The organism is Streptomyces sp. NRRL S-340 (genome assembly GCF_000720185.1).
Taxonomy (GTDB): Bacteria; Actinomycetota; Actinomycetes; order Streptomycetales; family Streptomycetaceae; genus Streptomyces.
In genome coordinates this window covers 105276-132248 of record NZ_JOIY01000037.1, presented here as the reverse complement: position 1 = coordinate 132248, position 26973 = coordinate 105276, and the positions used below count along the sequence as shown (strand labels likewise).

Here is a 26973-nt window from a genome sequence, read left to right as displayed (position 1 = left end):
GGTGCCCCGACCCACACCGCCGGGGGTGTACAGCCGCTACGCGCGTAGATATGCTCACCTGGTGACCATGCCCACCACTGCACCCTCCGCGCCGCCGCTCTCCGACGTCACGGCGTCCGACAGCTCGCTGCGCCGTTTCCTGCACGGGCTGCCCGGCGTCGACGCGGTCGGCCTCGAGGCGCGCGCCGCCTCGCTCGGCACCCGTTCCATCAAGACCACCGCCAAGGCGTACGCCATCGACCTCGCCATCTCGATGGTCGACCTGACGACGCTGGAAGGCGCGGACACCCCGGGCAAGGTCCGGGCGCTCGGCGCCAAGGCGGTCCATCCCGACCCGACGGACCGTACGGCCCCCACCACGGCCGCGGTCTGCGTCTACCCGGACATGGTGGCCGTCGCCAAGGAGGCCGTCGCCGGCTCGGGCGTCAAGGTCGCCTCGGTGGCCACCGCCTTCCCCGCGGGCCGCGCCGCCCTGGACGTGAAGCTGGCCGACGTGCGCGAGGCCGTCGCGGCGGGCGCGGACGAGATCGACATGGTCATCGACCGCGGGGCGTTCCTCGCGGGCAGGTACCTGAAGGTGTTCGACGAGATCACCGCCGTGAAGGAGGCCTGCGGGACCGCCGCCCGCCTGAAGGTCATCTTCGAGACCGGCGAGCTGTCGACGTACGACAACATCCGCCGTGCCAGCTGGCTCGGCATGCTCGCCGGGGCGGACTTCATCAAGACCTCCACCGGGAAGGTCGCGGTCAACGCGACCCCCGCCAACACGCTCCTCATGCTGGAGGCGGTGCGCGACTTCCGGGCGCAGACCGGTGTGCAGGTGGGCGTGAAGCCGGCCGGCGGCATCCGCACCTCCAAGGACGCCATCAAGTTCCTGGTCCTGGTCAACGAGACCGCGGGCGGGGACTGGCTGGACAACCACTGGTTCCGCTTCGGCGCCTCCTCGCTGCTGAACGATCTGCTGATGCAGCGTCAGAAGCTGGCCACCGGCCGCTACTCCGGCCCCGACTACGTGACGGTGGACTGATCACCATGGCATCCGCATTCGAGTACGCACCGGCTCCCGAGTCCCGCTCGGTCGTCGACATCGCCCCCTCCTACGGCCTGTTCATCGACGGCGAGTTCACGGACGCGGCCGACGGCAAGGTCTTCAAGACGGTGAGCCCCGCCACCGAGGAGGTCCTCTCCGAGGTCGCCCAGGCGGGCGAGGCCGATGTCGACCGCGCGGTGAAGGCCGCCCGCAAGGCGTTCGAGAAGTGGTCGGCGCTGCCGGGCTCCGAGCGCGCCAAGTACCTGTTCCGCATCGCCCGGATCATCCAGGAGCGCAGCCGCGAGCTGGCCGTCCTGGAGACCCTGGACAACGGCAAGCCGATCAAGGAGACCCGCGACGCGGACCTGCCGCTGGTCGCGGCGCACTTCTTCTACTACGCGGGCTGGGCCGACAAGCTCGGCCACGCCGGGTTCGGCGCGAACCCGCGGCCCCTCGGCGTGGCCGGCCAGGTCATCCCGTGGAACTTCCCGCTCCTGATGCTGGCGTGGAAGATCGCCCCGGCGCTCGCGACCGGCAACACGGTCGTCCTCAAGCCCGCCGAGACGACCCCCCTGTCCGCCCTCTTCTTCGCGGACATCTGCCGCCAGGCGGGCCTGCCCAAGGGTGTCGTCAACATCCTCCCGGGCTACGGCGAGGCGGGCGCCGCGCTCGTCGCGCACCCGGACGTGAACAAGGTCGCCTTCACCGGCTCCACGGCCGTCGGCAAGGAGATCGCGCGCACGGTCGCGGGCACGGACAAGAAGCTCACGCTGGAACTGGGCGGCAAGGGCGCCAACATCGTCTTCGACGACGCCCCGGTCGACCAGGCCGTCGAGGGCATCGTCACCGGCATCTTCTTCAACCAGGGCCAGGTCTGCTGCGCGGGCTCGCGCCTGCTGGTCCAGGAGTCGGTCCACGACGAGCTGCTGGACTCCCTCAAGCGCCGCCTGGGCACGCTCCGCCTCGGCGACCCGCTGGACAAGAACACGGACATCGGCGCGATCAACTCCGCCGAGCAGCTGGCCCGGATCACCGCGCTCGCCGAGCGGGGCGAGGCGGAGGGCGCCGAGCGCTGGTCCCCGGCCTGCGAACTGCCCTCCTCCGGCTACTGGTTCGCCCCGACGCTGTTCACGAACGTCACCCAGGCGCACACCATCGCCCGGGACGAGATCTTCGGCCCGGTGCTGTCGGTCCTCACCTTCCGCACGCCGGACGAGGCGGTCGCCAAGGCGAACAACACCCAGTACGGCCTGAGCGCCGGCATCTGGACCGAGAAGGGGTCGAGGATCCTCGCCGTCGCGGGCAGGCTCCGCGCGGGCGTGATCTGGTCCAACACGTTCAACAAGTTCGACCCGGCCTCGCCGTTCGGCGGCTACAAGGAGTCGGGCTTCGGCCGCGAGGGCGGCCGCCACGGCCTGGAGGCGTACCTCGATGTCCGATAAGACCGACAAGACTGAGCGACTCTCCGTCTTCAAGACCTACAAGCTGTACGTCGGCGGGAAGTTCCCGCGTTCCGAGAGCGGCCGGGTGTACGAGGTGAGCGACGCGAAGGGCAACTGGCTGGCGAACGTCCCGCTCGCCTCCCGCAAGGACGCCCGGGACGCGGTGGTGGCCGCCCGCAAGGCGTTCGGCGCCTGGTCGGGCGCGACCGCCTACAACCGCGGCCAGATCCTGTACCGCGTCGCCGAGATGCTGGAGGGCCGCCGCGAGCAGTTCGTGCGCGAGGTCGCCGACGCGGAGGGCCTGTCGAAGTCCAGGGCGGCGTCGGCCGTGGACGCCACGATCGACCGCTGGGTCTGGTACGCGGGCTGGACCGACAAGATCGCACAGGTGACCGGCGGTGCCAACCCGGTCGCGGGCCCGTTCTTCAACCTCTCCTCGCCCGAGCCGACCGGTGTGGTGGCCGTTCTGGCCCCGCAGGAGTCGTCCTTCCTGGGCCTGGTCTCGGTGATCGCCCCGGTGATCGCCACCGGCAACACGGCGGTGGTGGTCGCGAGCGAGAGGTCCCCGCTCCCGGCCCTCTCCCTGGGCGAGGTCCTGGCCACCTCCGACCTGCCCGGCGGAGTGGTCAACGTGCTCTCCGGCCGTACGGCGGAGATCGCGGCGCCGCTCGCCGCGCACCAGGACGTCAACGCGATCGACCTCGCGGGCGCCGACGAGACGCTGGCGAAGGAGCTGGAGATCGCGGCGGCGGACAACCTCAAGCGCGTCCTGCGTCCACAGCCTGTGGACGACTGGTCGGCGACGCCGGGCACCGACCGCATGACGGCGTTCCTGGAGACGAAGACGGTCTGGCACCCGACCGGTTCGCTCGGCGCCTCGGGCTCGTCGTACTGACGGCGCCGACAGCGCCGTAGCGGCAGGCCGCGGCCGCACGGACGAGAGCCGCGCCCTCCCTCGGTCCGGGGAAGGCGCGGCTCTCCGCGTCGGCGGGGGCGCAGGCCGGTCAGCGCACCGCGCCGAGCACCTGCCCCAGCACCGGGATGCTGCCGACCGACGGGGCCTGTGCCACCGGGTGGGTGAGCATCTGCGAGGTCAGCGGCTGGAAGTCGGCGAGCTTGGTGCCGATCCCGTTGTCCAGCGGGTCGACGCCGGTGCCCGCCAGCGGGTTCGGCTTGAGACCGGCCACCGGACCGGTGACGTAGCCGACCGTGCCCGTCAGCGCCCGCAGTCCCGCCTGCGGGTCGATCTTCCCGACGGAGCCGGTCTGGTACTCGCCGTTCAGGACCGGGAGGCTCTCCGCCGCGGCCGTCGACGCGCCCGCCCCCAGGGCCGCTCCGGCGGTCGCCACGGCGATCAGCACGCGCCGGACGGTGGGACGGGGAACGGACGCGGACGCGTGTCGGGCCATTTCTGGTGCCGCCTTCTGATGCGCTGGGTAACGGAATCAGCGCACAGGGTAGTTGAGACATGAGCCACCCGCCAAAGCCGACCCGCGGGCTCGGCAGGAAGGCCGCCATGCGTCAAACTGGTGTTCCGTGAGCCTTCATCCCCCGTCCCCCGCCCGTGTCGTGCTGCTGTGCGGCCCCTCGGGTTCCGGCAAGTCCCTGGTCGCCGCCCGTTCCGGGCTGCCCGTGCTGCGCCTCGACGACTTCTACAAGGAGGGCGACGACCCGACGCTGCCGCTGGTGGCGGGGAGTTCGGACATCGACTGGGACCATCCCGCCTCGTGGGACGCCGACGTCGCCGTCGAGGCGATCACCCGGTTGTGCGCCACGGGCTCCACGGGCGTACCGGTGTACGACCTCGCGCGCAGCGCCCGCACCGGTGAGGAGACGCTGCGCATCGGGCGTACGCCGCTGTTCGTCGCGGAGGGCGTCTTTGCGGCGGAGATCGTGGAGCGCTGCCGTGAACTGGGCGTGCTGGCCGACGCGCTGTGTCTGGCCCGGGGTCCGGTCACGACCTTCCGGCGCCGTTTCCTGCGGGATCTGCGGGAGGGCCGCAAGTCGGTGCCGTTCCTGCTGCGCCGCGGCTGGCGGCTGATGCGCGCGGAGCGGGCGATCGTCGCCCGCCAGGTCTCCCTGGGCGCGCACGCCTGCGGCCGGGACGAGGCGCTGGGACGGCTGGCGGCCGCGGCGGCGGGCCGCCGGATGCCGACGCGGACGGCGGCGTGACGGAGGCCGGACGGCGGTGCTGGACGGCCCGGCGGCGGATGCCGTCTCGGACGGCCGGTGTGGCAGCGGCCGGACGGCGGTGCCGACGCTGACGGCGGCGTGACGACGGCCGGACGGCGGCGCTGGACGGCCCGGCGGCGGCGCCCCCGCCCGGCCGGTGGGCGGGCGCACACACGAAGGCGGGACTGGACGGACCCCCCGGCCCTCCAGCCCCGCTCCCCGTGTTCCCCCACTTCCCCCGTGGGGTTCCCCTTTCCCCTGTTTCCCCCGTGGGTCCCCCTTTTCCCCCTGCTCCCCCGTGGATCCCCCCTGTTCCCCCGTTTCCCCCCAGCCTGCGGCGGTCCGGTCAGGCGACCAGTTCGCCGAAGGACTCCTCCTGGTCACGGCCGAAGCTGAGGACCTCGTCGTCGCGCAGCCGGCGCAGCGAGCGCCAGATGCTGGACTTCACCGTGCCGACGCTGATGCCGAGGATGTCGGCGATCTCCGGGTCCGTGCGGCCCTCGTAGTAGCGCAGGACCAGCATGGTGCGCTGGAGTTCGGGCAGCCGGGTGAGCGCCTGCCACAGGACGGCGCGCAGTTCGGTGCCGCGCATCGCGTCCGTGTCGCCGGGCGTCTCCGGCAGTTCCTCGGTCGGGTACTCGTTGAGCTTGCGGCGCCGCCAGGCGCTGATGTGCAGGTTGGTCATGGTGCGGCGGAGGTATCCGCCGACGGCCGCCTTGTCACTGATCCGGTCCCACGCCCGGTAGGTCGAGAACAGCGCGCTCTGCAGCAGGTCCTCGGCCTCGAAGCGGTCGCCGGTGAGGTGGTAGGCGGTGGCGTACAGGGAGGCGCGGCGCTCCTGGACGTAGGCGGTGAACTCCGCCTCCGACGGGCTGCGGCGCTCCCCCGGGGCCTCCCCGTACGCGGTTCCCCCGTGTGTCTCCCCCGTCTGCGCGTCGACCACCGTCATGTACGCGGTGTGCTGACGCCCGGTGCCGCGAGCGCATCCCCGCGCCCCCGCCGCACCGGTCTTCTCCGATCCGCGGGTCACGTCGTGCAGACGCGTGACCACTGCGCTGGTGCTGGTGCCGTGCAGCGTGTTCATCTCGCGCCCCCCGTCGGTGGACCTCTGGTGTTCGGATCATTCCTTGCTGGTGTCGAAAATCCTGCCCGGGGCACTTCATGGCCGTGTCCGCCGACTGTCACAGACCTGTCACAGGGCCTCAAGTCGCCGGCCGGTCCGTACAGAGCCGTACGGGTGTCGAAACCCCGGCCCCGCATGGGCCAGAATGAGGCCCGTGCCTTCCCTGTTGCTGATCGAGGACGACGACGCCATCCGGACGGCCCTGGAGCTCTCACTGACGCGCCAGGGACACCGGGTGGCCACCGCTGCCAGTGGTGAGGACGGTCTGAAGCTGTTGCGCGAGCAGCGGCCGGACCTGATCGTGCTGGATGTGATGCTGCCCGGCATCGACGGGTTCGAGGTGTGCCGGCGCATCCGGCGCACGGACCAGTTGCCGATCATCCTGCTCACCGCGCGCAGCGACGACATCGACGTGGTGGTGGGCCTGGAGTCCGGCGCCGACGACTACGTCGTCAAACCCGTGCAGGGGCGGGTGCTGGACGCCCGGATCCGGGCCGTGCTGCGGCGCGGCGAGCGGGAGGCGAACGACGCGGCGGCCTTCGGCAGCCTGGTCATCGACCGCGCGGCGATGACGGTGACGAAGAACGGCGAGGACCTGCAGCTGACCCCGACCGAGCTGCGGCTGCTCCTGGAGCTGAGCCGGCGGCCCGGTCAGGCGCTGTCCCGGCAGCAGTTGCTGCGGCTGGTGTGGGAGCACGACTACCTCGGTGACTCGCGGCTGGTGGACGCCTGTGTGCAGCGGCTGCGGGCCAAGGTGGAGGACGTGCCGTCGTCGCCGACGCTGATCCGGACCGTGCGCGGGGTCGGTTACCGCCTGGACGCGCCTCAGTGACCAAGGAGCAAGGGGGGTCCGGCGGCTGGTCCGCGGGACGCAAGGGAGTGCTGTCCAGGTGGCGGTTCACGAGTCTGCGGCTGCGGCTGGTCGTCGTCTTCGCGCTGGTGGCGCTGACGGCCGCCGTCTCGGCTTCCGGGATCGCGTACTGGCTCAACCGTGAGGCGGTGCTGACCCGCGCGCAGGACGCGGTGCTGCGGGACTTCCGGCAGGAGATGCAGAACCGTGCGGGCACGCTGCCGGTGCACCCCTCGCAGGACCAGTTGCAGCACACCGCCGGGCAGATGGCGGGCAGCAGCCAGCGGTTCAGTGTGCTGCTGGTGGGCGAGGACACGGACGGCCGTGCGCTGTACGCAAGTTCGGGCGGGCTGAGCGGGTTCTCGCTCCAGGACGTGCCCAAGACCCTGCGGACCGCGGTGAACAAGGAGCAGTCGCTCTCCTCGGGGAACACGTCGGCGTACCACCTGTACTGGCAGCGGGTCACCGAGCACGGCACGCCGTACCTGGTGGCCGGGACCAGGGTGATCGGCGGCGGTCCGACCGGCTACATGCTCAAGTCGCTGGAGCCGGAGGCCAAGGACCTCAACTCGCTGGCCTGGTCGCTGGGGATCGCGACCGCGCTGGCGCTGGTCGGGGCGGCGCTGCTCGCGCAGGCCGCCGCGACGACCGTGCTGAAGCCGGTGCACCGGCTCGGTGTCGCCGCGCGGCGGCTCGGCGAGGGCCGGCTCGACACCCGGCTGCGGGTGTCCGGCACGGACGAACTGGCCGATCTGTCACGGACGTTCAACAACGCGGCCGAGGCGCTGGAGAAACGGGTCGCCGACATGGCCGCCCGGGACGAGGCGTCCCGGCGCTTCGTGGCGGACATGAGCCATGAGCTGCGGACGCCGCTGACCGCCATCACCGCCGTGACGGAGGTGCTGGAGGAGGAGCTGGAGTTCGAGGGCGGCGGCATCGATCCCATGATCGAACCGGCGGTGCGGCTGGTGGTCAGCGAGACGCGGCGGCTGAACGACCTGGTCGAGAACCTGATGGAGGTCACCCGTTTCGACGCGGGCACGGCCCGGCTGGTGCTGGACGACGTGGACCTGGCCGACCAGATCACCGCGTGCATCGACGCGCGGGCCTGGCTGGACGCGGTGGAGCTGGACGCCGAGCGCGGCCTGCACGCCCGGCTGGACCCGCGCCGCCTCGACGTCATCCTCGCCAACCTGATCGGCAACGCGCTCAAGCACGGCGGTTCGCCGGTGCGGGTGTCGGTGCGGGAGTCGTCCGGGGAGACGGAGGAGGACGCGCAGATCGTGATCCAGGTCCGCGACCACGGCCCGGGCATCCCCGAGGACGTCCTGCCGCACGTCTTCGACCGGTTCTACAAGGCGAGCGCGTCCCGGCCGCGTTCGGAGGGCAGCGGACTGGGTCTGTCCATCGCCCTCAACAACGCCCACATCCACGGCGGTGACATCACCGCGGCCAACTCGCCCGAGGGCGGTGCGGTGTTCACGCTGCGGCTGCCGCGGGACGCCTCGGCGCTCACCGAGGAGGGCGCGGAGGGCGCCGGGGGCCGGAGCGGCGACGGCGAGGGCACCGGCGCGGCCGGTGGCACGAAGGGGGGTGCCCGGTGAGGGCGCGCGGAACCCGCGGACGCTGGACGTCCGCCCACCGGCCGCTGCTGGCACTGCCCGCCCTGGCCCTGCTGCTCGCCGGGTGCGGGATCCGTCCCACGGGGGTGCCCACGGACTTCGGGGGGGCGCCCTCGCGGGTGCCGTGCTCGCTGTCCCAGCCCGACCTGGCCACGCAGACCTCGCGGGGGGTGCCGGTCCAGGCGTTCCTGCTGTGCGGCTCGTCGCTGGTGACCGTGGACCGGGTGGTGCCGGTGCCGGAGGGCACGGCGGACGCGCGGCGGCGGCTGATCGTGGCGCAGGGCCTGCTGAGCCAGCTCGCGGCGCCGCCGTCGGCCAGTGAGAAGGCGGCCGGGTACACCACGCACGTCCCGGCCGGTCTGACCGTGTCGGGGCCGCGCCCCAAGGACCCCGAGGACAGCCTGCGGCTGAGCACCGCGCCGGGCCGTCTCGACCCCTACGCGCTCGCACAGATCGTCTGCACGCTGTCCGACTCGGCGGCGGCCGAGGGCGACGGCTCAGTGGTCCTCGGCGGCCCCGCCGACCCGCACCTGCGCCGTTACGAGTGCACGGACGACCTCCGCTCCCGCCCCGGCACGACCAGGCCCCCGTCGACGGACGTCACACCCGCCTGACCCCCTGCCCGGGCCGCCCGGGCCGTGCGCACCCCGCCGGGTCCGGCCGGGCTCCGGCCGCGGCCCGGCCGCCCGTGGCACCCCGGCCGGGCCGCCGTGGCTCCCCCGCCCGGGCGCCCCGCCGCCCGCCGTGGCGCGCGGGCCCGGTGGCCGCCGGCCGTGTGGTGTGGGACTCATCGGGGCGGGTGACGGGTTTTCCGGAACCGATCGTGCGAGGGGGCGCGTCTTGGGGGGCGTGCAGCTTCAAGGCTCCATCGGCGGCAGCGCCGCGTTCCGCGTCCGCGTGACAGGGGGTGTCCTCCTCGTCGCCCATCTCGCGTTCGTCGCCTGGCTGATGCTGCGGCCGCTGGACGTCCCGTGGGTGATGCCGGCGAATCTGCGGCCGCTCACCACGATCCGCGCCGACCTGGCGCTCGGCGGCGCCGAGGCGGTCCGGCGCATCGGGGAGGGGCTGGTGCTGCTGGCCCCGCTGGGAGTGCTGCTCCCGCTCGTGCACGGCAGGGTGCTGGCCGTCTCCCCGCTGGCGTCCGGGGTCCGTACGACCGCCGCCGGCGCCCTGGTGTCCCTGGGGATCGCCCTGCTGCAGACCGGCGTGCCCGGCCGGGTGGTGGACGTCGACACCCTGCTCCTGAACACCGCCGGGGTCGCCCTCGCCCACCTCGCGGTCGTCCCAGCGGCACGTGCCCTGCTGCGCCGCGGCGGGTGGGCGGCACGCCGGGAGGACACCTCTCAGGGGCGGACCCCGACGATTCCCAGGGTCGGGATCGCCCCGTGGAGCGACGCTTTGCCCCCTTCGTCTCCGTAGCGTGGTGGTCAGACGGGGCCGCCGACGGGGAGGCTCCGCACCGACAGTCCACGGAGGCACCGAGATGAGCGCCCTTTCCCGCCCCACCAACGGCCGCATGATCGGCGGAGTGTGTGCCGCGCTGGCCCGGCGCTTCGGCACCTCCGCGACGACGATGCGCGTGATCTTCCTGCTGTCCTGCCTGCTGCCCGGCCCGCAGTTCCTGCTCTACATCGCGCTGTGGATCCTGCTGCCCGCCGAGGACAAGGCGGCCCGCACGGCGTGGTAGCCGCGGTGACCGGACGCCGCCGGGGCGCACCCCGGAGCAAGGGGTGCGCCCCGGCGGCGTACCGGCGAAGCCGTCGGGCCGGGTGCGGCTCAGCCCAGCGGCAGACCGTTCACCGGCAGGCCGTGCGTGGGCAGGCCGTTGACGGGCAGCCCGCCGAGCAGGCCGGCGACCGGTGCGGTCGGGCCGTGCTCCAGCATGCTCTGGACCACCGGCTGGGCGGCGGCGAGACCCGTCGCGACGGTCGGCTTGGCCTGGTCCAGTGCCTGACCGGCCCCCGGCAGCGTCTTGGTGACGTTCTCCGTGGGGAGCGCCTTGCTGACGGTGCCCAGCGCCTGGCCGGCGTCCGGGGCGGCGGGCGCGGCGTTCGCGGCACCCGCGCCGGCCGCGGCGAACGCGGCACCGAGGGCGGCGACACCGAGGGTCTTGACGGCAGACTGCTTCATGAAAATGCGTCCTTGACTGGAAGACGGGGGACTGAGCGGTCCTCGACCGTAAACATGTCGGGTGTCGCACCGCAAACATCAAAATCCCAACGGGTGACAAAACCGTTTCACCCCGCCCGGCCCGCACTTTCCCTTCGGTCAGCCCTTCTGAGTCGAAGAAGTGCTGGTGGAGGCGTTCTGGCGGAACAGCCATTCGGATTCCAGGGCCGCGTATCCCGGCTTGATCACGTCATTGATCATGGCCAGTCGTTCATCGAAAGGAATGAACGCTGATTTCATCGCATTGACGGAGAACCACTGGATGTCGTCGAGCGTGTAACCGAATGCGTCGACAAGGTGCTCGAATTCCCGGCTCATGCTGGTGTGGGACATCAGCCGGTTGTCCGTGTTGACCGTGGCACGGAAGTGCAGGCGCCGCAGCAGACCGATCGGATGCTCCGCGTAGGAGGCGGCGGCGCCGGTCTGGAGGTTGGAGCTGGGGCACAGCTCCAGCGGGATGCGCTTGTCGCGGACGTAGGCGGCCAGCCGGCCGAGCTGGACGCTGCCGTCCTCACGGACGTGGATGTCGTCGATGATCCGCACCCCGTGGCCGAGCCGGTCGGCGCCGCACCACTGCAGCGCCTGCCAGATGGAGGGCAGCCCGAAAGCCTCCCCGGCATGGATGGTGAAGTGGTTGTTGGCCCGCTTCAGGAAGTCGAAGGCGTCCAGGTGCCGGGTGGGCGGGTAGCCTGCCTCGGCGCCCGCGATGTCGAAGCCGACGACGCCCGAGTCCCGGTACCGGTCGGCGAGTTCGGCGATCTCCAGGGAGCGGGCCGCGTGCCGCATCGCGGTGAGCAGGGCGCCGATCCGGATGCGGCGGCCGTCCGCGAGGGCGGCCCTCTCCCCCTCCCGGAAGCCCTCGTCGACCGCCTCGACGACCTCCTCCAGGCTGAGGCCGCCCTCCAGGTGCTGCTCGGGGGCGTAGCGCACCTCGGCGTAGACGACACCGTCCGCGGCGAGGTCCTCGGCGCACTCGCGGGCGACCCGGACGAGCGCGTCGCGGGTCTGCATCACGCCGACCGTGTGGGAGAAGGTCTCCAGGTACCGCTCCAGCGAGCCGGAGCCGGCGGCCTCGCGGAACCACAGGCCGAGCTTGTCCGGATCGGTGTCGGGCAGGTGCGCGTAGCCGCCGGCACGGGCCAGGTCCACGACGGTCGCCGGGCGCAGCCCGCCGTCGAGGTGGTCGTGCAGCAGGACCTTGGGCGCGCGGCGGATCTGGTCACGGCTCGGGGCACTCCCCGGAAGGGCAGGCTGGCTCGTCATTTCCGCACTTTAACTCCTACGCGCGTAGAGAGAGCCGTACGCGGCCCGCCGGGCCCGGCGCGTACGGCCGTGCGTCCTCGCCGTGCGTCTCCGCCGCCGCGGGCGCCCCGGCCGGGTGGCCGGTACCCGTCCGCACATCCGCGCCGATACGTAACGGTGACCGCACGGACGGGTCGCGTACACCCGGCCTTCTGACACTGTTCTGTCATGGCACAGCAAGCGACGCCGGTTCGCACGGCCCGGCTGGGGAGGACGCTCGGCCCGGAGCCGACCGCGGTGAGCGGAGCGGTGCTGCTGCTCCCGGCGGGCCGGGAGGTGTCCGCGCGCAGACCCCGCGCCCTGGCGGCCGCCAGGGCGCGCGCCCTGGGGCGCCGGCTGGCCCGCGCGGGCCGCGCCGAGGGCCTGGCGACCCACGTGGTGCACTACCGCTACCACGGCTGGAACGGCAGCGAGGCGCACCCCGCGCACGACGCCACCTGGGCCGTGGAGGAGACCGTACGGCGCTACGGAGACGTCCCCGTGTGCCTGGCCGGTCTCGACATGGGCGGCCGGGCGGCCCTGCACGCGGCCGGGCACGAGGCCGTCAACTCGGTGGTGGCGATCGCCCCCTGGCTGCCCGAGGACGACGTCGCCGCCTCGCCCGAACCGGTGAAGCAGCTCGCCGGCCGGCAGGTGCTGATCGTGCACGGCACGAACGACGAACGCACCGACCCCGAGCTGTCCTTCCGCTTCGCGGAGCGTGCGAAGAAGGCGAACCGGGACGTGTGCCGGTTCGAGGTCCACGCCGACGGGCACGGATTACGGCAGTACCGCGAGGAAGTGGCCGCGCTCACCGCGAACTTCGTGATGGGCGCGCTGTTCGGCCGGGTGCTGTCGCGGCCGGTGCGGGACGCGCTGGCGGCACCGCCGCCGCTGGGGCTGCGGATGCCGCTGGCAGCGGGGTTCGGCAAGTCGCTGCGGCAGTGACCGCACCTTCGTGGCCGGGACCGGCCCGCCAAGCCACCGCGCCGCCGCGACCGGGACCGGCTCGCCCGGCCACCGCGCCGCCGCGGCGGCGGACCGGACCGGGGCACGCCCGTCGCGGCGGCGCACCGGGCCCCTGACGGCACCGCCTACGGCAGCAGTCTGCCCCGCCGGGAGAGCAGGAACTTCTTGAAGGCCGCCACCGGCGGTGTGTCCGGGTGGCCCTCCAGCCAGGCCACGCCGATCTCCCGCACCGCGCGCGGCGCCGTGACCGTCAGTTCGGCCACGCCCGGCCGGGGCACGGCCGGCGGCGGGAGGAGGGCGACCCCGAGCCCGGCCGCCACCAGGCCGCGCAGCGTCTCCGTCTCCTCCCCCTCGAAGGCGATCCGCGGGGTGAAGCCCGCCTCCCGGCACAGCGCGTCCGCGATACGGCGCATGCCGTACCCCGGCTCCAGGGTCACGAAGGTCTCCTCGGCGGCCTCGGCGAGCCGGACGCGGCGGCGGCCGGCGAGCCGGTGGTCGGCGGGGACGACCAGGCGCAGCTTCTGCTCGTCCAGGCGCCGGGCGACCAGGTCGGGGGCGTCGGGGACGGGTGAGGTCAGGCAGAGGTCCAGTTCGCCCGCGCGCAGCCGCTCCAGCATGGCCTCGCCGTAGTTCTGCACGAGGCTGAAGCGGACGCGGGGGTGGTCCGCGCGGAAGGCCTGGAGGAGGCCGGGCACGGTCTCGGCGCCCATGGTGTGCAGGAAGCCGAAGGCGACCTTGCCGGTGGCCGGGTCGGCGTCGGCGCGCACCTCCTCGGCGGCGCGCCGGACCTCGGCGAGGGCGCGTTCGACGGAGCCGAGGAAGGTGCGTCCGGCGGGCGTGAGGGACACGGTCCGGCCGCGCCGGGCGAACAGGTCGACGCCGAGGTCCTGTTCCAGGCGGACCATGGCCCGCGACAGCGTGGACTGCGGGACTCTCATCTCCTGGGCAGCGCGCGTCACGTGCTCGGTGCGGGCGACACCGGCGAAGTAGGCGAGCCGCGGCGCGAGCAGCCGCGCGATCTCCTCCTCACCGTTCCCGCGCATGACTTCTGTGTCACCGGACGGTGACACGCGCCACTGTGACCTCTGCTGATGCACCATGGGAACGATTATGGCGAGTGTGTGCATTGGACGGATGAACGCGGGGTTCCTACCGTCGAAGCATGTCTCCCGCCGATACCGGGGCGTCCACCGCCGTGGACGCCGCGAACGCCGCCCCCACCGCCTCTCCCGCCGCCCGCACCGCACCTCCCGGCGCGCCCGCCGCTTCCCCCGCCGCCGACTCCCGGATGGCGCCGGGCGGCCCCGGCTACCGCCGGATGAGCCTGGCCCTCTTCCTCGCCGGGGTCGCCACCTTCGCCCTGCTGTACTCCACGCAGGCGCTGCTCCCGCTGATCTCCGGGGAGTTCGGGGTGGCGGCGAGCGAGGCGAGCTGGACGGTGGCGGCGGCGACCGGGGGCCTGGCGCTCTTCGTCCTGCCGATGAGCGCGCTCTCGGAACGCTTCGGGCGGCGTACGGTGATGACGGCGTCGCTGGCGGTCGCGGTGGTGGTCGGCCTGCTGGTGCCCTTCGCCCCGTCGCTGGGCGCGCTGGTGGCGCTGCGGGCGCTGCAGGGCGCCGCGCTCGCCGGACTGCCCGCCTCGGCGCAGGCGTACCTGGCCGAAGAGGTCCGCCCCAAGGCGCTGGTCACCGCGATCGGCCTGTTCGTGGCGGGCAACAGCGTCGGCGGGATGAGCGGGCGGGTCATCACCGGCTGGGTAGCCCAGGAGTGGGGCTGGCGGGTCGCCGTCGGGATCGTCGGGGTGATCGCGGTCGGGTGCGCGGTGGCCTTCCGCCTGCTGCTCCCGGCGCCGCGCCACTTCACGCCGGGCTCGCTGCGCCCGCGTGTGCTGGCCGCGACGGTGCGCGACCACCTGGCCGACCCGCTGCTGCGGCGCCTGTACGCGATCGGCGCGCTGTTCATGACGGTGTTCGGCGGCGTCTACACGGTGATCGGGTACCGCCTGACCGAGGCGCCGTTCTCGCTCCCGCAGGGCATCATCGGGTCGATCTTCCTGGTGTACCTCGTGGGCACGGTGTCGGCTTCCACGGCCGGCCGGCTGGTGGGCCGGCTGGGCCGCAGGGGCGCCCTGTACCTGGCGGGCGGGACCACGGCGGCGGGCCTGCTGCTGTCCCTGACGGACTCGGTGGCGTTCGTCCTGCTGGGCCTGGTCCTGATCACCGCGGGCTTCTTCGCCGGTCACGCGGTCGCCTCCTCGGCGGTCAGCAGGACCGCGACGCACGGCCGCGCGCAGGCCTCCGCGCTCTACCAGTCCGCCTACTACGTCGGCTCCAGCGTCGGCAGCACGGTCGGCGCGACGGCCTTCCACGCCCAGGGCTGGAGCGGGACCGTCGGGGTGGGGCTGCTGGCGGTCGCGGGGGTCGTGACGATCACGGTGCTCGGCTCGCGGGCGGCCCGGCGGGCGGGCGTGCGGGGCACCCGCACCGGTCCGGCGGCGGCGTAGCCGCCGGCCTCGCCGGCCGGTCCCGCGCCGACCCCCCTGCGGCCTGCTGTTTCTCCGAGTCCGCGGGCCATTGTCAGTGGGCTGCGGTAGCTTCCGGAGTGCCGGGTGCGACGACGCATCCGGACGGGACGGCCACAGGGGTGGGTGGACGACGATGGGCAACGGGACGGCGGCGCCGGCGGACCTGGACATGCAGTTGGAGAAGTACCGGGTCGAGCTGACCGGTTACTGCTACCGCATGCTCGGTTCGTCCTTCGAGGCGGAGGACGCGGTCCAGGACACGATGGTGCGCGCCTGGCGCGGCCACGACCGGTTCGAGGGCCGTTCCAGCCTCCGTTCCTGGCTGTACCGGATCGCGACCAACGTCTGCCTGGACATGCTGACGGCGGGCGGCAAGCGGGCCAGGCCGATGGACCTGACCGAGTCGACGCCGCTGGCCCGGGCCGCCCTGGCGCCCCGCCCCGACAACACGTGGCTGGAGCCGGTGCCGGACGGCCGGGTGCTGCCCACCGTCGAGGACCCGGCGGAGGCGGCGGTCGCCAAGGAGTCCGTGCGGCTGGCCTTCATGGCCGCGCTCCAGCAGCTTCCGCCCAAGCAGCGGGCCGTGCTGATCCTGCGGGAGGTGCTGGCCTGGAAGGCGAGCGAGGTCGCCGAGCTGCTCGGCACCACGGTCGCCTCGGTCAACAGCGCCCTCCAGCGGGCCCGCGCCACCCTCGCCGAGCGCGAGGAGGCCGGTGCCCGTGCCGACGTGTCCGACCCGCTGGACGAGGAGCAGCGAAAGCTCCTGGAGCGCTACGTGAAGGCGTTCGAGGGGTACGACATGACGGCGCTGACCGCGTTGCTGCACGAGGACGCGATCATGACGATGCCGCCGTTCGACCTGTGGCTGACGGGTCCGGCGGACATCACCGGCTTCATGGCGACGACGGGCGCGGCCTGCGCGAACTCCCGGCTGGTGCCGGTCGAGGCCAACGGCCTGCCCGCCTTCGCCCAGTACAAGCCGGACCCGGAGAAGGGCGGGTTCGCCCCGTGGGCCGTGCAGGTCCTGGAGATCTCAGCGGGCCGCATCACCGGGTTCCACTGCTTCCTGGACACCCAGCGGTGGTTCCCGCTCTTCGGCCTGCCCCTCCACCTCGAAGGCGAGGCCGACCAGGTCCAGCAGGGCGGGTAGCGCGGGGTCGGGGTCGCGCAGCCGGATCCGTCCGCCGGCCCGCCGGGCGGCGAGCTGGAGCCGCGCCAGCAGGTCGACGGCCGCCAGCCCCGGCGGCCCGAGCCCGCCGACGTCGCAGACGACGACGGAGGCCGGTCCGTCCTTCAGCAGCGACCGCACGTCGGCACAGAGCCCGGCCACCTCGTCACGTGCGACGGGGCCGGGCAGCACGAGTACGGCGGGTGTCCGGGCATCCACGACCGGTAGACCGGCGGCACCGGCGGAACTCATCGGCCGGCCCCGCCGGCGAGCCGGTGCACGCGCCGGCGTGAGCACGCCCGTGCCGCCGCGGCTGCCGGAGGGGGCCGCCGCTGACGCGCCGGGCCCCGGCGGAGATCACATTGACCCGCTCCTCCGCCGCCCCGGAAGGTGGGCGGCATGCGCCGACGATCAGCACCGCCCCCGCCGTCCCGGATACGCGACGGCCTCCCGTCCGCCGGGGAGGCCGCGTGCAAGGGGTGTTGACGGGGTTCGCGGTCATCGCGGTCGTCATCGCGGTGGGTTACGTGCTCGGGCGGCGCGGTTCGCTCGGCGACCAGGGCCGCGAGGTGCTGACCCGGCTGGCCTTCCAGGTGGCCACCCCGGCCCTGCTGTTCACGACGCTCGCGCGGGCCGACCTGTCGGTGGTGTTCTCCAGCCGGCTCCTCGTGACGGCGATGAGCACGGTGGCGGCGGCGGGCGTCTTCACGGCGGTCGGCGTCGTACGGGGCTGGGGCGTGGGCCGCACCACGATCGGCGCGCTGTGCTCCGGTTACGTCAATTCAGGCAACCTCGGCATCCCCATCGCCGCGTACGTCCTCGGCGACGCCTCGCTGGTGGCGCCGGTCCTGCTGTTCCAGCAGATCGTCGTCACGCCGGTCGCGCTGACGGTGCTCGACCTGTCCGGTGCGGGCGAGAAGGGCCCGCTGTGGCGGCGGCTGCTCACACCGCTGCGCAATCCGGTCGCGGTGGGGGCCCTGAGCGGTGTCCTGGTCTCCGCTACCGGGGTGCGCCTTGCCGGCCCGGTCCTGCAACCGCTGACCCTGATCGCCGACATGTCCGTCCCGGCCGTCCTGCTGGCCTTCGGCATCGCCCTGCGCGGCAGTGCGGCCCCGGGCCGTGGACCGGACCGCCATCCGGTGCTGCTGTCGGTGGCGCTCAAGTCGGTGGGCCAGCCGGTGGCGGCCTGGGCGCTGGCGGCGGGCGTCTTCGGCCTGCACGGCGCGGCCCTGCTGGACGTGGTGGTGACTTCGGCCCTGCCCGCCGCCCAGAACCTGTTCACGTACGCGAGCCGCTACCGGACCGGCGAAACCCTGGCCCGCGAGTCGGTCCTGCTGTCGACGATCCTGGCCGTACCGGTGCTGGTGGCGGTGGCGGCCCTGCTCGGGTGAGGGCCGTCAGCCGACCGGGAACTCGCCGGTGCCGAGGACCAGGCCGAAGGGGGCGGGAAGCGCGACGGGCTCACCGAACCCGGCCGTGACCAGGGGGCGCGGGGCGTCACCCTTCGGTTCTCCGCGGAGCGTGGGGGCCGGGCCGCCGGGAGCCCGGCGGCCGACGAGGAGGTGTAGCGGGACACCCGCGGTGGCACGGGCGGCGGGCTCGCCGAGGCGGTCATGGCGGGCGTTCGACTCGGACGTCACGGTGCGTCACCGGTCCCAGCATGCCGGACGGGACCGGCGGCGGTGCACCGGTCCCGTTCACCCGGACGAGGGCCGTGACGACAGCGGCCTCCGGCCGCAGGGCAGGTCAGGCGATGCGCTCCAGCACCACCGGGGAGGCGGTGAAGTCCGTGCCGGACGGGGCGATGTCGTAGGAGCCGGCCACGGCCTGCAGGGCGTACTCGAAACGCTCGGGGGTGTCCGTGTGCAGGGTGAGCAGGGGCTGGCCCGCGGTGACCGTGTCGCCGGGCTTGGCGTGGAGTTCCACGCCCGCCGCGGCCTGCACCGGGTCCTCCTTGCGGGCGCGGCCCGCGCCCAGCCGCCAGGCGGCCACGCCGATGTCGTAGGCGTCCAGGCGGGTGAGGACGCCGGCGGAGGCGGCCTTGATCACGTGCTGTTCCTTCGACGTGGGCAGCGGCGCGTCCGGGTCGCCGCCCTGCGCGGCGATCATGCGGCGCCAGACGTCCATCGCGGAGCCGTCGGCCAGGGCCCTGGCCGGGTCGGCGTCCTTCAGGCCGGCCGCGTCCAGCATCTCGCGGGCGAGTGCCAGGGTCAGTTCGACGACGTCCGCCGGGCCGCCGCCCGCCAGGACCTCCACGGACTCGCGGACCTCCAGCGCGTTGCCGGCCGTCAGACCGAGCGGGGTCGACATGTCCGTCAGCAGCGCGACCGTCCGCACCCCGTGGTCGGTGCCGAGACCGACCATGGTGGACGCCAGTTCGCGGGCGTCCCCGATCGTCTTCATGAAGGCGCCGGAGCCGACCTTCACGTCCAGGACCAGCGAACCGGTGCCCTCCGCGATCTTCTTGGACATGATGGAGGAGGCGATCAGCGGGATCGCCTCGACCGTGCCGGTCACGTCCCGCAGCGCGTAGAGCTTCTTGTCGGCGGGCGCGAGGCCGTCACCGGCCGCGCAGATCACCGCGCCGACGCCGTCCAGCACGGACAGCATCTCCTCGTTGGACAGCAGGGCGCGCCAGCCGGGGATCGACTCCAGCTTGTCCAGGGTGCCGCCGGTGTGGCCGAGGCCGCGGCCCGAGAGCTGCGGGACGGCCGCGCCGCAGGCGGCGACCAGCGGGGCCAGCGGCAGGGTGATCTTGTCGCCGACGCCGCCGGTGGAGTGCTTGTCGGCGGTGGGCCGCGACAGCGAGGAGAAGTCCATCCGCTCGCCGGAGGCGATCATCGCGGCGGTCCAGCGGGCGATCTCCCGGCGGTCCATGCCGTTGAGCAGGATGGCCATGGCGAGCGCGGACATCTGCTCGTCGGCGACCTCCCCGCGGGTGTACGCGTCGATGACCCAGTCGATCTGCTCGTCACTGAGTCCGCCGCGGTCCCGCTTGGTGCGGATGACGGAGATGGCGTCCATGGCCATGGCGTTCGCTTCCTTCCAGGGTGCGAAGGGGGTTCCCGAGGGTGCGGCCCCCCGGCGCCGCGGTGGGCGCCGGGGGGCCGCACCGGGCTTACTTGGCGAGATGGTCCGGCCCGAAGGCCTGCGGGAGCATCTCGGACAGCGGCAGGATGCCCGCCGGGGTCTCCAGGAGCAGGTCCGGCCCGCCGAACTCGTACAGCAGCTGGCGGCAGCGCCCGCACGGCACGAGGATGTCGCCGTTGCCGTCCACGCAGGTGAAGTGGGTCAGCCGGCCGCCGCCGGTGTTCTGCAGCTGCGAGACCAGACCGCACTCGGCGCACAGGCCGATCCCGTAGGAGGCGTTCTCGACGTTGCAGCCGGTGACGGTGCGTCCGTCGTCGACCAGGGCGGCGACGCCGACCGGGTAGCCCGAGTAGGGGGCGTAGGCCCGGGTCATCGCCGCCCGCGCCTGCTCGCGCAGGGCCGCCCAGTCGACGGCCGCCGCCTCGCGGGTCACTTGCCCTGTCCCTTCCGGTAGCGCAGTCCGTCCGCCTTGGGCATCCGCAGCCGCTGCGCCGACAGCGACAGCACCAGCAGGGTGACGACGTACGGGGTGGCGCCGACGAAGTCGCTCGGCACCTCGTCCGTGAACAGGTACCACAGCAGGACGAGTACGGCCATGACGGCACTGACCACACCCTGCACCAGCGCCTTGCGGTACAGCTTCCAGCCGGCCAGCGCGGCGAGCAGCACGACCAGCAGGAGCAGCAGCGCGTGCACGGTCTCGCCGCCGTTGCGCAGTTGCAGCGCGTCGGAGAAGCCGAACAGGCCCGCGCCCATCGCGAGGCCGCCGGGACGCCAGTTGCCGAAGATCATCGCCGCGAGGCCGATGTAGCCGCGCCCGCCGGTCTGGCCCTCCAGGTAGGTGTGGGAGGTGACCAGGGCCAGGAAGGCGCCGCCGAGGCCCGCCAGGCCGCCGGAGACGGCCACGGCCGCGTACTTGTAGGTGTAGACGTTGACGCCGAGGGACTCGGCGGCGACCGGGTTCTCGCCGCAGGAGCGCAGCCGCAGACCGAACGGGGTGCGCCACAGCACCCACCAGCTGCCGGCGAACAGCAGCACGGCCAGGATCGTCACCACGGACAGGTTGGTGACCAGGCCGCCGATGATGCCCGCGAGGTCGGAGACCAGGAACCAGTGGTGCTTCTCCAGCGACGCGAGGCCGTCGGAGAGGCCGGGCACGGTGACGTGCGGCAGGGCGTCCGCGGGCGGGGACTGCTTGGGGTTGCCGCCCGCGTCGGCGGCCTTGCCGTCGGCGAAGAACAGCTTGGCGAGGTACTGGGTGGCGCCGAGCGCCAGCAGGTTGATGGCGACACCGGAGACGATGTGGTCGACGCCGAAGGTGACGGTCGCCACCGCGTGCACGAGACCGCCGAGGACACCGAAGCCGATGCCGCACAGCAGGCCGAGCCACGGGCTGGACTGCCAGCCGACCCAGCCCGCGCCGAAGGTGCCGAGGATCATCATGCCCTCGAGGCCGATGTTGACCACGCCGGACCGCTCGGACCACAGGCCCGCCAGGCCGGCGAGGCCGATCGGGACGGCGAGGCCGAGTGCGGCGCCGACCTGTCCCGCGGAGTCGAGCTGGTCGGCGCCGGTGATCACCCGGACGGCGGCCACGAGCAGCAGGGCGCCCGCGACGAGCATGAGGATCTGGCCGAAGGAGCGGCCCGACCGCCGGGAGCCGTTGTCCGCCTTGGGCGCCACGGGCGGCGGCGCGTCAGTCATCGTGGCAGTCATCCCGCCACCTCCTGCTTCGTCTTCGGAGCGATGGCCTGGGCGGCGAGTTCGGCGCCGACCCGCTGCTGCTGGCGCTTGAGGCCGTAGCGGCGGACGACCTCGTAGGCGATCACGACGCACAGGACGATGACGCCCTGGATCACGCCGAGGATCTCCTTGTCGTAGCCCTGGAACTCCAGGTGGTTCGTGGTGCGCTCCAGGAAGCCCCACAGCAGGGCGCCGAGCGCGATGCCGACCGGGTGGTTGCGGCCGAGCAGCGCGATGGCGATGCCGGTGAAGCCGATGCCCGCCGGGAAGTCGTTGCTGAACTGGTGGCTGTCGTTGAGCAGGGTCGGCATGCCGATCAGACCGGCCACGGCACCCGAGATGACCATGCTGGTCGCGACCATCTTCTTCACCGACACGCCGCTCGCGGCGGCCGCGCTCTCGGACTGGCCGACGGTGCGCAGGTCGAAGCCGAACCGGGTGCGGCCGAGCACGAACCAGTAGGCGACGCCGACGAGCGCGGCGATGACGATGAAGCCCCACAGTTCGCCGGCCGCGCCGGTGTCGAAGCCGAAGAAGTACGAGGACTTCGGCAGCGGCTTGGTGGAGACGAGGGTGCCGCCCTGCTGGAGTTCGCCGAGCTTGCCGGGCTGGAGCAGGTAGGCGATGACCGCGGTGGCGATCGAGTTCAGCATGATGGTCGCGATGACCTCGCTGACGCCCCGGGTCACCTTCAGGATGCCGGCGACGGCCGCCCACAGGGCGCCGGTCGCCATCGCGCAGAGGATGATCAGCGGGACGGCGATCCAGCCGGGCGCGCTCAGCGCGCCGCCGAGGACGGCGGCCACGAACGCGGCGAGCCGGTACTGGCCGTCCACACCGATGTTGAACAGGTTCATCCGGAAGCCGACGGCCACCGCGACGCCTGCCAGGTAGTAGGTCGTCGCCTTGTTCAGGATGTAGACCTGGCTGTCGCTGGCCGAACCGTAGGTGATCATGTCGCTGAACGCGTCGGCGGGGTTCTTGCCGGTCGCGAGGATCACCAGCGTGGTGACGACGAGCGCGGCGACGACCGCCAGCAGCGGTGCCGCGATCCCGAGGAGCAGCCGCTCCTTGTCGATGCGTGAGGTCAGCTTGTTCATCGCACGTCGTCCTCTGTCTGCTCCAGGTGGCCGGCGGCGGCACCCGTCATGGCGGAGCCCAGCGCCTCGGGGGTGACCGTGGCGGGGTCGGCGTCGGCGACCAGGCGTCCGCGGTACATCACCCGCAGGGTGTCGGAGAGCCCGATCAGCTCGTCCAGGTCCGCGGAGATCAGCAGCACGGCCAGGCCCTCGCGGCGGGCCTCGCGGATGTGGTCCCAGATGGCCGCCTGCGCGCCGACGTCCACACCGCGGGTGGGGTGGGCGGCGATGAGCAGCTTGGGGTCGTGGCTCATCTCGCGGCCGACGATCAGCTTCTGCTGGTTGCCGCCGGACAGCGAGGCCGCGGTGACCTCGATGCCGGGGGTGCGGACGTCGTAGGCCCGCACGATGCGCTCCGTGTCGGCGCGGGCGGCCTTGATGTCGAGGAGCGCGCCGCGCGAGTTGGGCCGTTCGGCGACGTGGCCGAGGATGCGGTTCTCCCACAGCGGCGCTTCCAGGAGCAGGCCGTGGCGGTGGCGGTCCTCGGGGACGTAGCCGATGCCGGCCTGGCGGCGGCCGCGGGTCGAGGTGTGGGAGATGTCGGTGCCGTCGAGCGTGACGGTGCCGGTGTCGGGCCTGCGGATGCCCATGATCGCCTCGACCAGCTCGGACTGGCCGTTGCCCTCGACGCCGGCGATGCCCAGGACCTCGCCCTTGCGGATGGTGAGGGAGACGTCGTCCAGGATGACCCGCTCGACGCCGTCCAGGTCGGTCTGCGTCAGGCGCAGGCCGTCCACGGTGAGCAGGGGGACGTCCGTGACGGTGGATTCCTCGGTCGCCGGGGTGGGCAGTTCGCTGCCCACCATCAGCTCGGCGAGCTGGCGGGGGGTGGTGTCCCTCGGCTCGACCGTGCCCACGGTGGTGCCGCGCCGGATGACGGTGATGTCGTCGGCGACGGAGAGCACCTCGCCCAGCTTGTGGGAGATGAAGATGACGGTGAGGCCCTCGGCCTTCAGCTCGCGCAGGTTGTCGAAGAGCGCGTCGACCTCCTGCGGCACGAGCACAGCGGTCGGCTCGTCCAGGATGAGGGTCTTGGCGCCGCGGTAGAGGACCTTGAGGATCTCCACGCGCTGGCGGTCGGCGACGCCCAGCTCCTCCACCAGCACGTCCGGGCGGACGCCCAGGCCGTACGCGTCGGAGATCTCCTTGATCCGGGCACGGGCCCGGCCGCCGATGCCGTGCAGCTTCTCCGCGCCCAGGACGACGTTCTCCAGGACGGTGAGGTTGTCGGCGAGCATGAAGTGCTGGTGGACCATGCCGATGCCCCGGGCGATGGCGTCACCCGGATTGCTGAGGACGACCTGTTCACCGTTGACCGTGATGGTGCCCTCGTCCGGCTGCTGCATGCCGTAGAGGATCTTCATCAGGGTGGACTTGCCGGCGCCGTTCTCACCGCACAGTGCGTGGACGGTGCCCGCGCGGACCGTGATGTCGATGTCGCGGTTGGCGACGACGCCGGGGAAACGCTTGGTGATGCCGCGCAGTTCGACGGCAGCGGGAGGGCTGGACGCGTTGATGGCGCACTCTCCTCGGGGGAAGGGGCTGCGTAGGGGAGGGCAGGCGTCGGCGACGCTAGCGCGGCAACTCGGTGCTACACGCGTAGAGTTGACACATTGTTATGGCTCGGCGGAGGGTGCCGAAGCGGGCACCCCCCGCCGAGCCGAGATCCGACGACCGACCGGGACCGTCAGGTCACGGGGTGGCCTTGACCTTGGTCTGACCGTCGACGATCTTCTTCTTCGCGGCGTCCAGCTTGGGCTGGATGTCGGTCAGGAAGCCGCCGCTGGTGGACAGCGAGACACCTTCCTTGGCGAGGGAGTAGACGTTGTTGCCCGTCAGCGGCTTGGCGTCGCGCACGGACTTGATGAGGTCGTAGACGCCGACGTCGACGTTCTTGACGACCGAGGTCAGGATCGAGTTCTTGTACTTGGCCAGACCCGGGATGTTGAACTGGTCGGAGTCCACGCCGATGGCCCAGGCGCCCTTGGCGCCGCTGACGGCCTCGATCGCGCCGTTGCCGGAGGAGCCGGCCGCCGTGTAGATGACGTCGGCGCCCTTGTCGAGCATGCCCTGCGCGGCCTCCTTGCCCTTGTCGGGGCTGGCGAAGCCGGAGGTGTCCGAGCCGTGGGACAGGTACTGGGTGTCGACCTTGATCTTCGGGTTGGTCTCCTTGACGCCCTGGACGAAGCCCGCCTCGAACTTCTTGATCAGCGGGACGTCGACGCCGCCGATGAAGCCGACGTGGTCCTTCTTCGTCTTCAGCGCCGCCGCGACACCGGCGAGGTAGGAACCCTGCTCCTCGGTGAAGGTGATGCTGTCGACGTTCTTGCCGTTCACGACCGAGTCGACGATGCCGAAGGTGGTCTTCGGGTACTTCGCGGCGACCTTGGTCATGGACGGCGCGTAGGCGTAACCGACGGCGACGATCGGGTTGTAGCCCGCGTCCGCCAGGTCCGACAGACGCTGCTCGCGGTCGGCCTCGGTGTCGGAGGTCTTGGCGGTCAGCTCCTTGACGGAACCGCCGAACTCCTTCTCGGCCTTGTCGGCACCGCGCGCGGCGGAGTCGTTGAAGGACCGGTCACCACGGCCGCCGACGTCGTAGGCGAGACCGATCTTGACGCCCTTGCCGCCGTCGCCCGAGGACGAGGACGAGCTGGAGCTGTCGGAGGAGGTGCTGCCACAGGCGGTGGCAGTCAGTGCGAGTGCTGCGGAGGCGATACACGCAGCGGAAAGCTTGGCAACCCGGCGCACGGGAAGGCTCCTTCACCTGACCTGAGCGCCGTGTCGGCGCTTGATGTGAGCACCGTTGCGGTGCTCGAGCCGAGACGCCCTGGCGGCGTCGGCCTCGGCATCGTAACGCGCGTAGATGTCAGAAAAAGACCTCTTCCAAAGCCGTTATCGATTCGAGGCAAACGGCGTCTGAACGCCGGGTCCCGCGCATGTGGCGCACCGGTTCCGGGCCCGCCCGGGGAGCGGCCGCCGGCCGTCGCCGGGCGGTACCACCGTGGCCGGAAACCGCCGTCGCCGCAGCGGCGGGGGCGCCGGGAGGCACCGGCCCCACGGCCCCGGGCCGCGAGGCGGCACCGGCCGAGGCGCGTGCCGCGAGGCGGCACCGGCCGAGGCGCGCGGCGCGGCATCGCCCGTGCGGCCGGGTCCGGGGCGGCGGCCGGTGCGCCGGCGTCGCTCCGTACGCGCGTGCGTCGTCGGGCGGCGCGCCCGCGCCGTCCGGTGCGGGGCAGCGGACCGGGGCGCGCGCACGCTCAGTGGTCCGGCTGCGGCTGCTCGGTGCGTCGGCCCACCCGCGCCGCGCGCCGCCCGCCCGCTGAGCCGGACACGCCCGCTCAGCGCGCCGGCGCACCCGTCCCGTGCGGCGGGCGCGGCCGTTCAGTGTGCCGGGTGCAGCAGTGCCGCCGCCGTGAACAGTTCCACGCCCACCCTGATAGCGGACTCGTCGGCGTCGAAGTCGCCCTGGTGCAGGTCGCGCAGCGTGCGTTCACCGGGGGTGCGGACGCCGAGGCGGGCCATGGCGCCGGGGACGTGTTCCAGGTACCAGGAGAAGTCCTCGCCGCCCAGGCTCTGCTCGGTGCCCTCCACGGAGGCCGGGCCGCGCCGCGCCGTCATGGCCTCGCGCAGCAGTTCGGTCACCACCGGTTCGTTGACGACCGGCGGCACCCCGCGCACGTAGTTGATCTCCGACTTGGCCTTGTGCAGGTTGGCCACCTCGTCGATCGCGGCGACCACGATGTCGGGGGCGTGCCGCCAGGCGTTGATGTCCAGGCAGCGCACGGTGCCGGCCAGCTCGGCGTGCTGCGGGATGACGTTGGGGGCGTGGCCCGACTCGATCCGCCCCCAGGTCACGGCGAGCCCGGCGCGGGTGTCGATCCGGCGGCCGACGAGCGCGGGCACGTCCGTGACGACGCGGGCGGCGGCGGTGACCAGGTCGGTCGTCAGGTGCGGCCGGGCGCTGTGTCCGCCGGGGCCGTCGAGGGAGACCTCCAGCCGGTCGCAGGCGGAGGTGATGGCGCCCTGGCGCAGGCCGATCATCCCGGCGTCCACGCGGGGGTCGCAGTGCACGGCGATGATCCGGCTCACGCCGCTGAGCACGCCGGCCTTGATCGCCTCGGCGGCACCGCCGGGCAGCACCTCCTCGGCGGGCTGGAAGACCAGCCGCACGGGCCGGGGCAGCAGACCCTCGCGGTGCAGTGCGGCGAGGACCAGTCCGGCGCCGAGCACGACGGTGGTGTGCACGTCGTGGCCGCAGGCGTGGGCGCGGTCGGGCACCGTCGAGCGGTAGGGGGACTCGCTCTTGGTGTCCGGGATCGGCAGCGCGTCGATGTCGGCGCGCAGCGCGAGCATGTCGCGGGCGCCGTCGCCGTCCCCGGCGTCCTCCCCGATGCCCGTGTCGTCGCCGGGCTCCCTGCCGATGTCGCAGACGAGCCCGGTCCCGGAGGGCAGCACGCGGGGCCTGAGTCCCGCCTTCTCGAGCCGCGCCTTGATCGCGGCGGTGGTGCGGAACTCCTGGTTGCCTAGCTCGGGGTGCATGTGCAGGTCGCGGCGGAACGCGACGAGCTCGGCGAACAGTGCCTCCGGCAGGGTGCCGGGAAGGGCGGTCTCCGCGGGATGGTCGGCCTCGGACTCTGGGGACATCAGC

At 72.9% G+C, this 26973-nt stretch carries 27 protein-coding genes; 13 read left to right on the top strand and 14 right to left on the bottom strand.

From position 1 onward, the window contains the following. The first annotated feature begins 67 nt into the window (after positions 1-67). Genes deoC through IG64_RS27595 form a run of 3 tightly spaced genes read left to right on the top strand, consistent with a single transcriptional unit; the run spans position 68 to position 3367 of the window. Positions 68-1027: a deoxyribose-phosphate aldolase gene (deoC, locus tag IG64_RS27605; RefSeq protein WP_037861083.1), complete on the top strand. Its 960-nt coding sequence runs from the start codon at positions 68-70 to the stop codon at positions 1025-1027. Positions 1028-1032: 5 nt separating this feature from the next. Further along, a complete protein-coding gene (locus tag IG64_RS27600; protein WP_037861082.1) occupies positions 1033-2472 on the top strand; it encodes an aldehyde dehydrogenase family protein in 1440 nt (479 codons plus the stop codon). Next, complete coding sequence (locus IG64_RS27595; protein ID WP_037861081.1) at positions 2462-3367, top strand: aldehyde dehydrogenase family protein; 906 nt, start codon at positions 2462-2464, stop codon at positions 3365-3367. The genes IG64_RS27600 and IG64_RS27595 overlap by 11 nt, the downstream gene beginning before the upstream one ends. 109 nt (positions 3368-3476) lie before the next feature. Here the strand turns inward: IG64_RS27595 and IG64_RS27590 are convergent, their stop codons facing one another. Beyond that, a complete protein-coding gene (locus IG64_RS27590) occupies positions 3477-3881 on the bottom strand; it encodes a hypothetical protein (protein ID WP_037861080.1) in 405 nt (134 codons plus the stop codon). 127 nt (positions 3882-4008) lie between these two features. On the opposite strand from IG64_RS27590, the gene IG64_RS27585 reads away from it, so the two are divergent. Further along, positions 4009-4644, top strand: a complete 636-nt coding sequence (locus tag IG64_RS27585; RefSeq protein WP_234438629.1) for a uridine kinase family protein — start codon at positions 4009-4011, stop codon at positions 4642-4644. Positions 4645-4990: 346 nt separating this feature from the next. Here IG64_RS27585 and IG64_RS27580 read toward each other — a convergent pair whose 3' ends face one another. Continuing rightward, on the bottom strand, positions 4991-5728 hold the full coding sequence (locus IG64_RS27580) for a SigE family RNA polymerase sigma factor (RefSeq protein WP_037861076.1): 738 nt from the start codon (positions 5726-5728) through the stop codon (positions 4991-4993). A gap of 193 nt (positions 5729-5921) precedes the next feature. On the opposite strand from IG64_RS27580, the gene afsQ1 reads away from it, so the two are divergent. The 5 genes from afsQ1 (at position 5922) to IG64_RS27555 (ending at position 9926) form a co-directional block, all read left to right on the top strand. Continuing rightward, on the top strand, positions 5922-6599 hold the full coding sequence (gene afsQ1, locus IG64_RS27575) for a two-component system response regulator AfsQ1 (RefSeq protein ID WP_158679181.1): 678 nt from the start codon (positions 5922-5924) through the stop codon (positions 6597-6599). Beyond that, complete coding sequence (locus IG64_RS27570) at positions 6596-8221, top strand: sensor histidine kinase (protein ID WP_037861074.1); 1626 nt, start codon at positions 6596-6598, stop codon at positions 8219-8221. The genes afsQ1 and IG64_RS27570 overlap by 4 nt, the downstream gene beginning before the upstream one ends. Continuing rightward, a complete protein-coding gene (locus IG64_RS27565; RefSeq protein ID WP_051813385.1) occupies positions 8218-8853 on the top strand; it encodes a hypothetical protein in 636 nt (211 codons plus the stop codon). The genes IG64_RS27570 and IG64_RS27565 overlap by 4 nt, the downstream gene beginning before the upstream one ends. Positions 8854-9088: 235 nt before the next feature. Then, positions 9089-9658, top strand: coding sequence for a VanZ family protein (locus IG64_RS27560; RefSeq protein WP_037861072.1), 570 nt, complete (start codon positions 9089-9091; stop codon positions 9656-9658). Positions 9659-9722: 64 nt separating this feature from the next. Continuing rightward, complete coding sequence (locus IG64_RS27555; protein ID WP_037861070.1) at positions 9723-9926, top strand: PspC domain-containing protein; 204 nt, start codon at positions 9723-9725, stop codon at positions 9924-9926. 89 nt (positions 9927-10015) lie between these two features. Here the strand turns inward: IG64_RS27555 and IG64_RS27550 are convergent, their stop codons facing one another. After that, entirely contained in the window at positions 10016-10369 is a 354-nt protein-coding gene (locus IG64_RS27550) for a hypothetical protein (RefSeq protein ID WP_037861068.1), read from the bottom strand. Positions 10370-10507: 138 nt separating this feature from the next. After that, entirely contained in the window at positions 10508-11671 is a 1164-nt protein-coding gene (locus tag IG64_RS27545; RefSeq protein ID WP_037861067.1) for an adenosine deaminase, read from the bottom strand. A 207-nt stretch (positions 11672-11878) separates the two neighbouring features. Between IG64_RS27545 and IG64_RS27540 the strand changes: the two genes are divergently transcribed. Then, positions 11879-12637: an alpha/beta fold hydrolase gene (locus IG64_RS27540; RefSeq protein WP_078884252.1), complete on the top strand. Its 759-nt coding sequence runs from the start codon at positions 11879-11881 to the stop codon at positions 12635-12637. A 146-nt stretch (positions 12638-12783) separates the two neighbouring features. Here IG64_RS27540 and IG64_RS27535 read toward each other — a convergent pair whose 3' ends face one another. Then, a complete protein-coding gene (locus IG64_RS27535; RefSeq protein ID WP_037861065.1) occupies positions 12784-13758 on the bottom strand; it encodes a LysR family transcriptional regulator in 975 nt (324 codons plus the stop codon). 62 nt (positions 13759-13820) lie between these two features. Between IG64_RS27535 and IG64_RS27530 the strand changes: the two genes are divergently transcribed. Then, positions 13821-15161 carry an MFS transporter gene (locus IG64_RS27530; RefSeq protein WP_037861064.1) on the top strand — a complete coding sequence of 447 codons (1341 nt, stop codon included), beginning with the start codon at positions 13821-13823 and terminating at the stop codon, positions 15159-15161. A gap of 154 nt (positions 15162-15315) precedes the next feature. Next, positions 15316-16332 (top strand): sigma-70 family RNA polymerase sigma factor, encoded by a 1017-nt coding sequence (locus tag IG64_RS27525; RefSeq protein ID WP_037861062.1) that lies wholly within the window; start codon positions 15316-15318, stop codon positions 16330-16332. On the opposite strand, the gene IG64_RS39360 is transcribed toward IG64_RS27525, so the two are convergent. Further along, on the bottom strand, positions 16216-16602 hold the full coding sequence (locus IG64_RS39360; protein ID WP_158771650.1) for an STAS domain-containing protein: 387 nt from the start codon (positions 16600-16602) through the stop codon (positions 16216-16218). The two genes, IG64_RS27525 and IG64_RS39360, sit on opposite strands and share 117 nt — an antisense overlap. 218 nt (positions 16603-16820) lie before the next feature. Here IG64_RS39360 and IG64_RS27520 point away from each other — a divergent pair, with 218 nt between their 5' ends. Further along, positions 16821-17741, top strand: a complete 921-nt coding sequence (locus IG64_RS27520; protein WP_037861061.1) for an AEC family transporter — start codon at positions 16821-16823, stop codon at positions 17739-17741. A 6-nt stretch (positions 17742-17747) separates the two neighbouring features. Here IG64_RS27520 and IG64_RS27515 read toward each other — a convergent pair whose 3' ends face one another. The 8 genes from IG64_RS27515 to IG64_RS27480 form a co-directional block, all read right to left on the bottom strand. Further along, positions 17748-17990, bottom strand: coding sequence for a hypothetical protein (locus IG64_RS27515; RefSeq protein WP_051813383.1), 243 nt, complete (start codon positions 17988-17990; stop codon positions 17748-17750). Between the two features lie 106 nt (positions 17991-18096). Further along, positions 18097-19380, bottom strand: a complete 1284-nt coding sequence (locus IG64_RS27510) for a thymidine phosphorylase (protein ID WP_037861058.1) — start codon at positions 19378-19380, stop codon at positions 18097-18099. 88 nt (positions 19381-19468) lie between these two features. Beyond that, positions 19469-19873 carry a cytidine deaminase gene (locus IG64_RS27505; protein ID WP_037861057.1) on the bottom strand — a complete coding sequence of 135 codons (405 nt, stop codon included), beginning with the start codon at positions 19871-19873 and terminating at the stop codon, positions 19469-19471. Further along, positions 19870-21156, bottom strand: a complete 1287-nt coding sequence (locus IG64_RS27500; RefSeq protein ID WP_037861056.1) for an ABC transporter permease — start codon at positions 21154-21156, stop codon at positions 19870-19872. The genes IG64_RS27505 and IG64_RS27500 overlap by 4 nt, the downstream gene beginning before the upstream one ends. Beyond that, a complete protein-coding gene (locus IG64_RS27495; protein ID WP_037861055.1) occupies positions 21153-22283 on the bottom strand; it encodes an ABC transporter permease in 1131 nt (376 codons plus the stop codon). The genes IG64_RS27500 and IG64_RS27495 overlap by 4 nt, the downstream gene beginning before the upstream one ends. Continuing rightward, entirely contained in the window at positions 22280-23806 is a 1527-nt protein-coding gene (locus tag IG64_RS27490) for an ABC transporter ATP-binding protein (protein ID WP_420709997.1), read from the bottom strand. Before IG64_RS27490 ends, IG64_RS27495 begins: the two co-directional genes overlap by 4 nt. Positions 23807-24014: 208 nt before the next feature. After that, positions 24015-25073, bottom strand: coding sequence for a BMP family lipoprotein (locus IG64_RS27485; RefSeq protein WP_037861051.1), 1059 nt, complete (start codon positions 25071-25073; stop codon positions 24015-24017). A gap of 633 nt (positions 25074-25706) precedes the next feature. After that, the gene (locus tag IG64_RS27480) at positions 25707-26969 is read right to left on the bottom strand and encodes an amidohydrolase (protein WP_037861049.1); all 1263 of its coding nucleotides are present in this window, start codon (positions 26967-26969) and stop codon (positions 25707-25709) included. Positions 26970-26973: the final 4 nt, after the last annotated feature.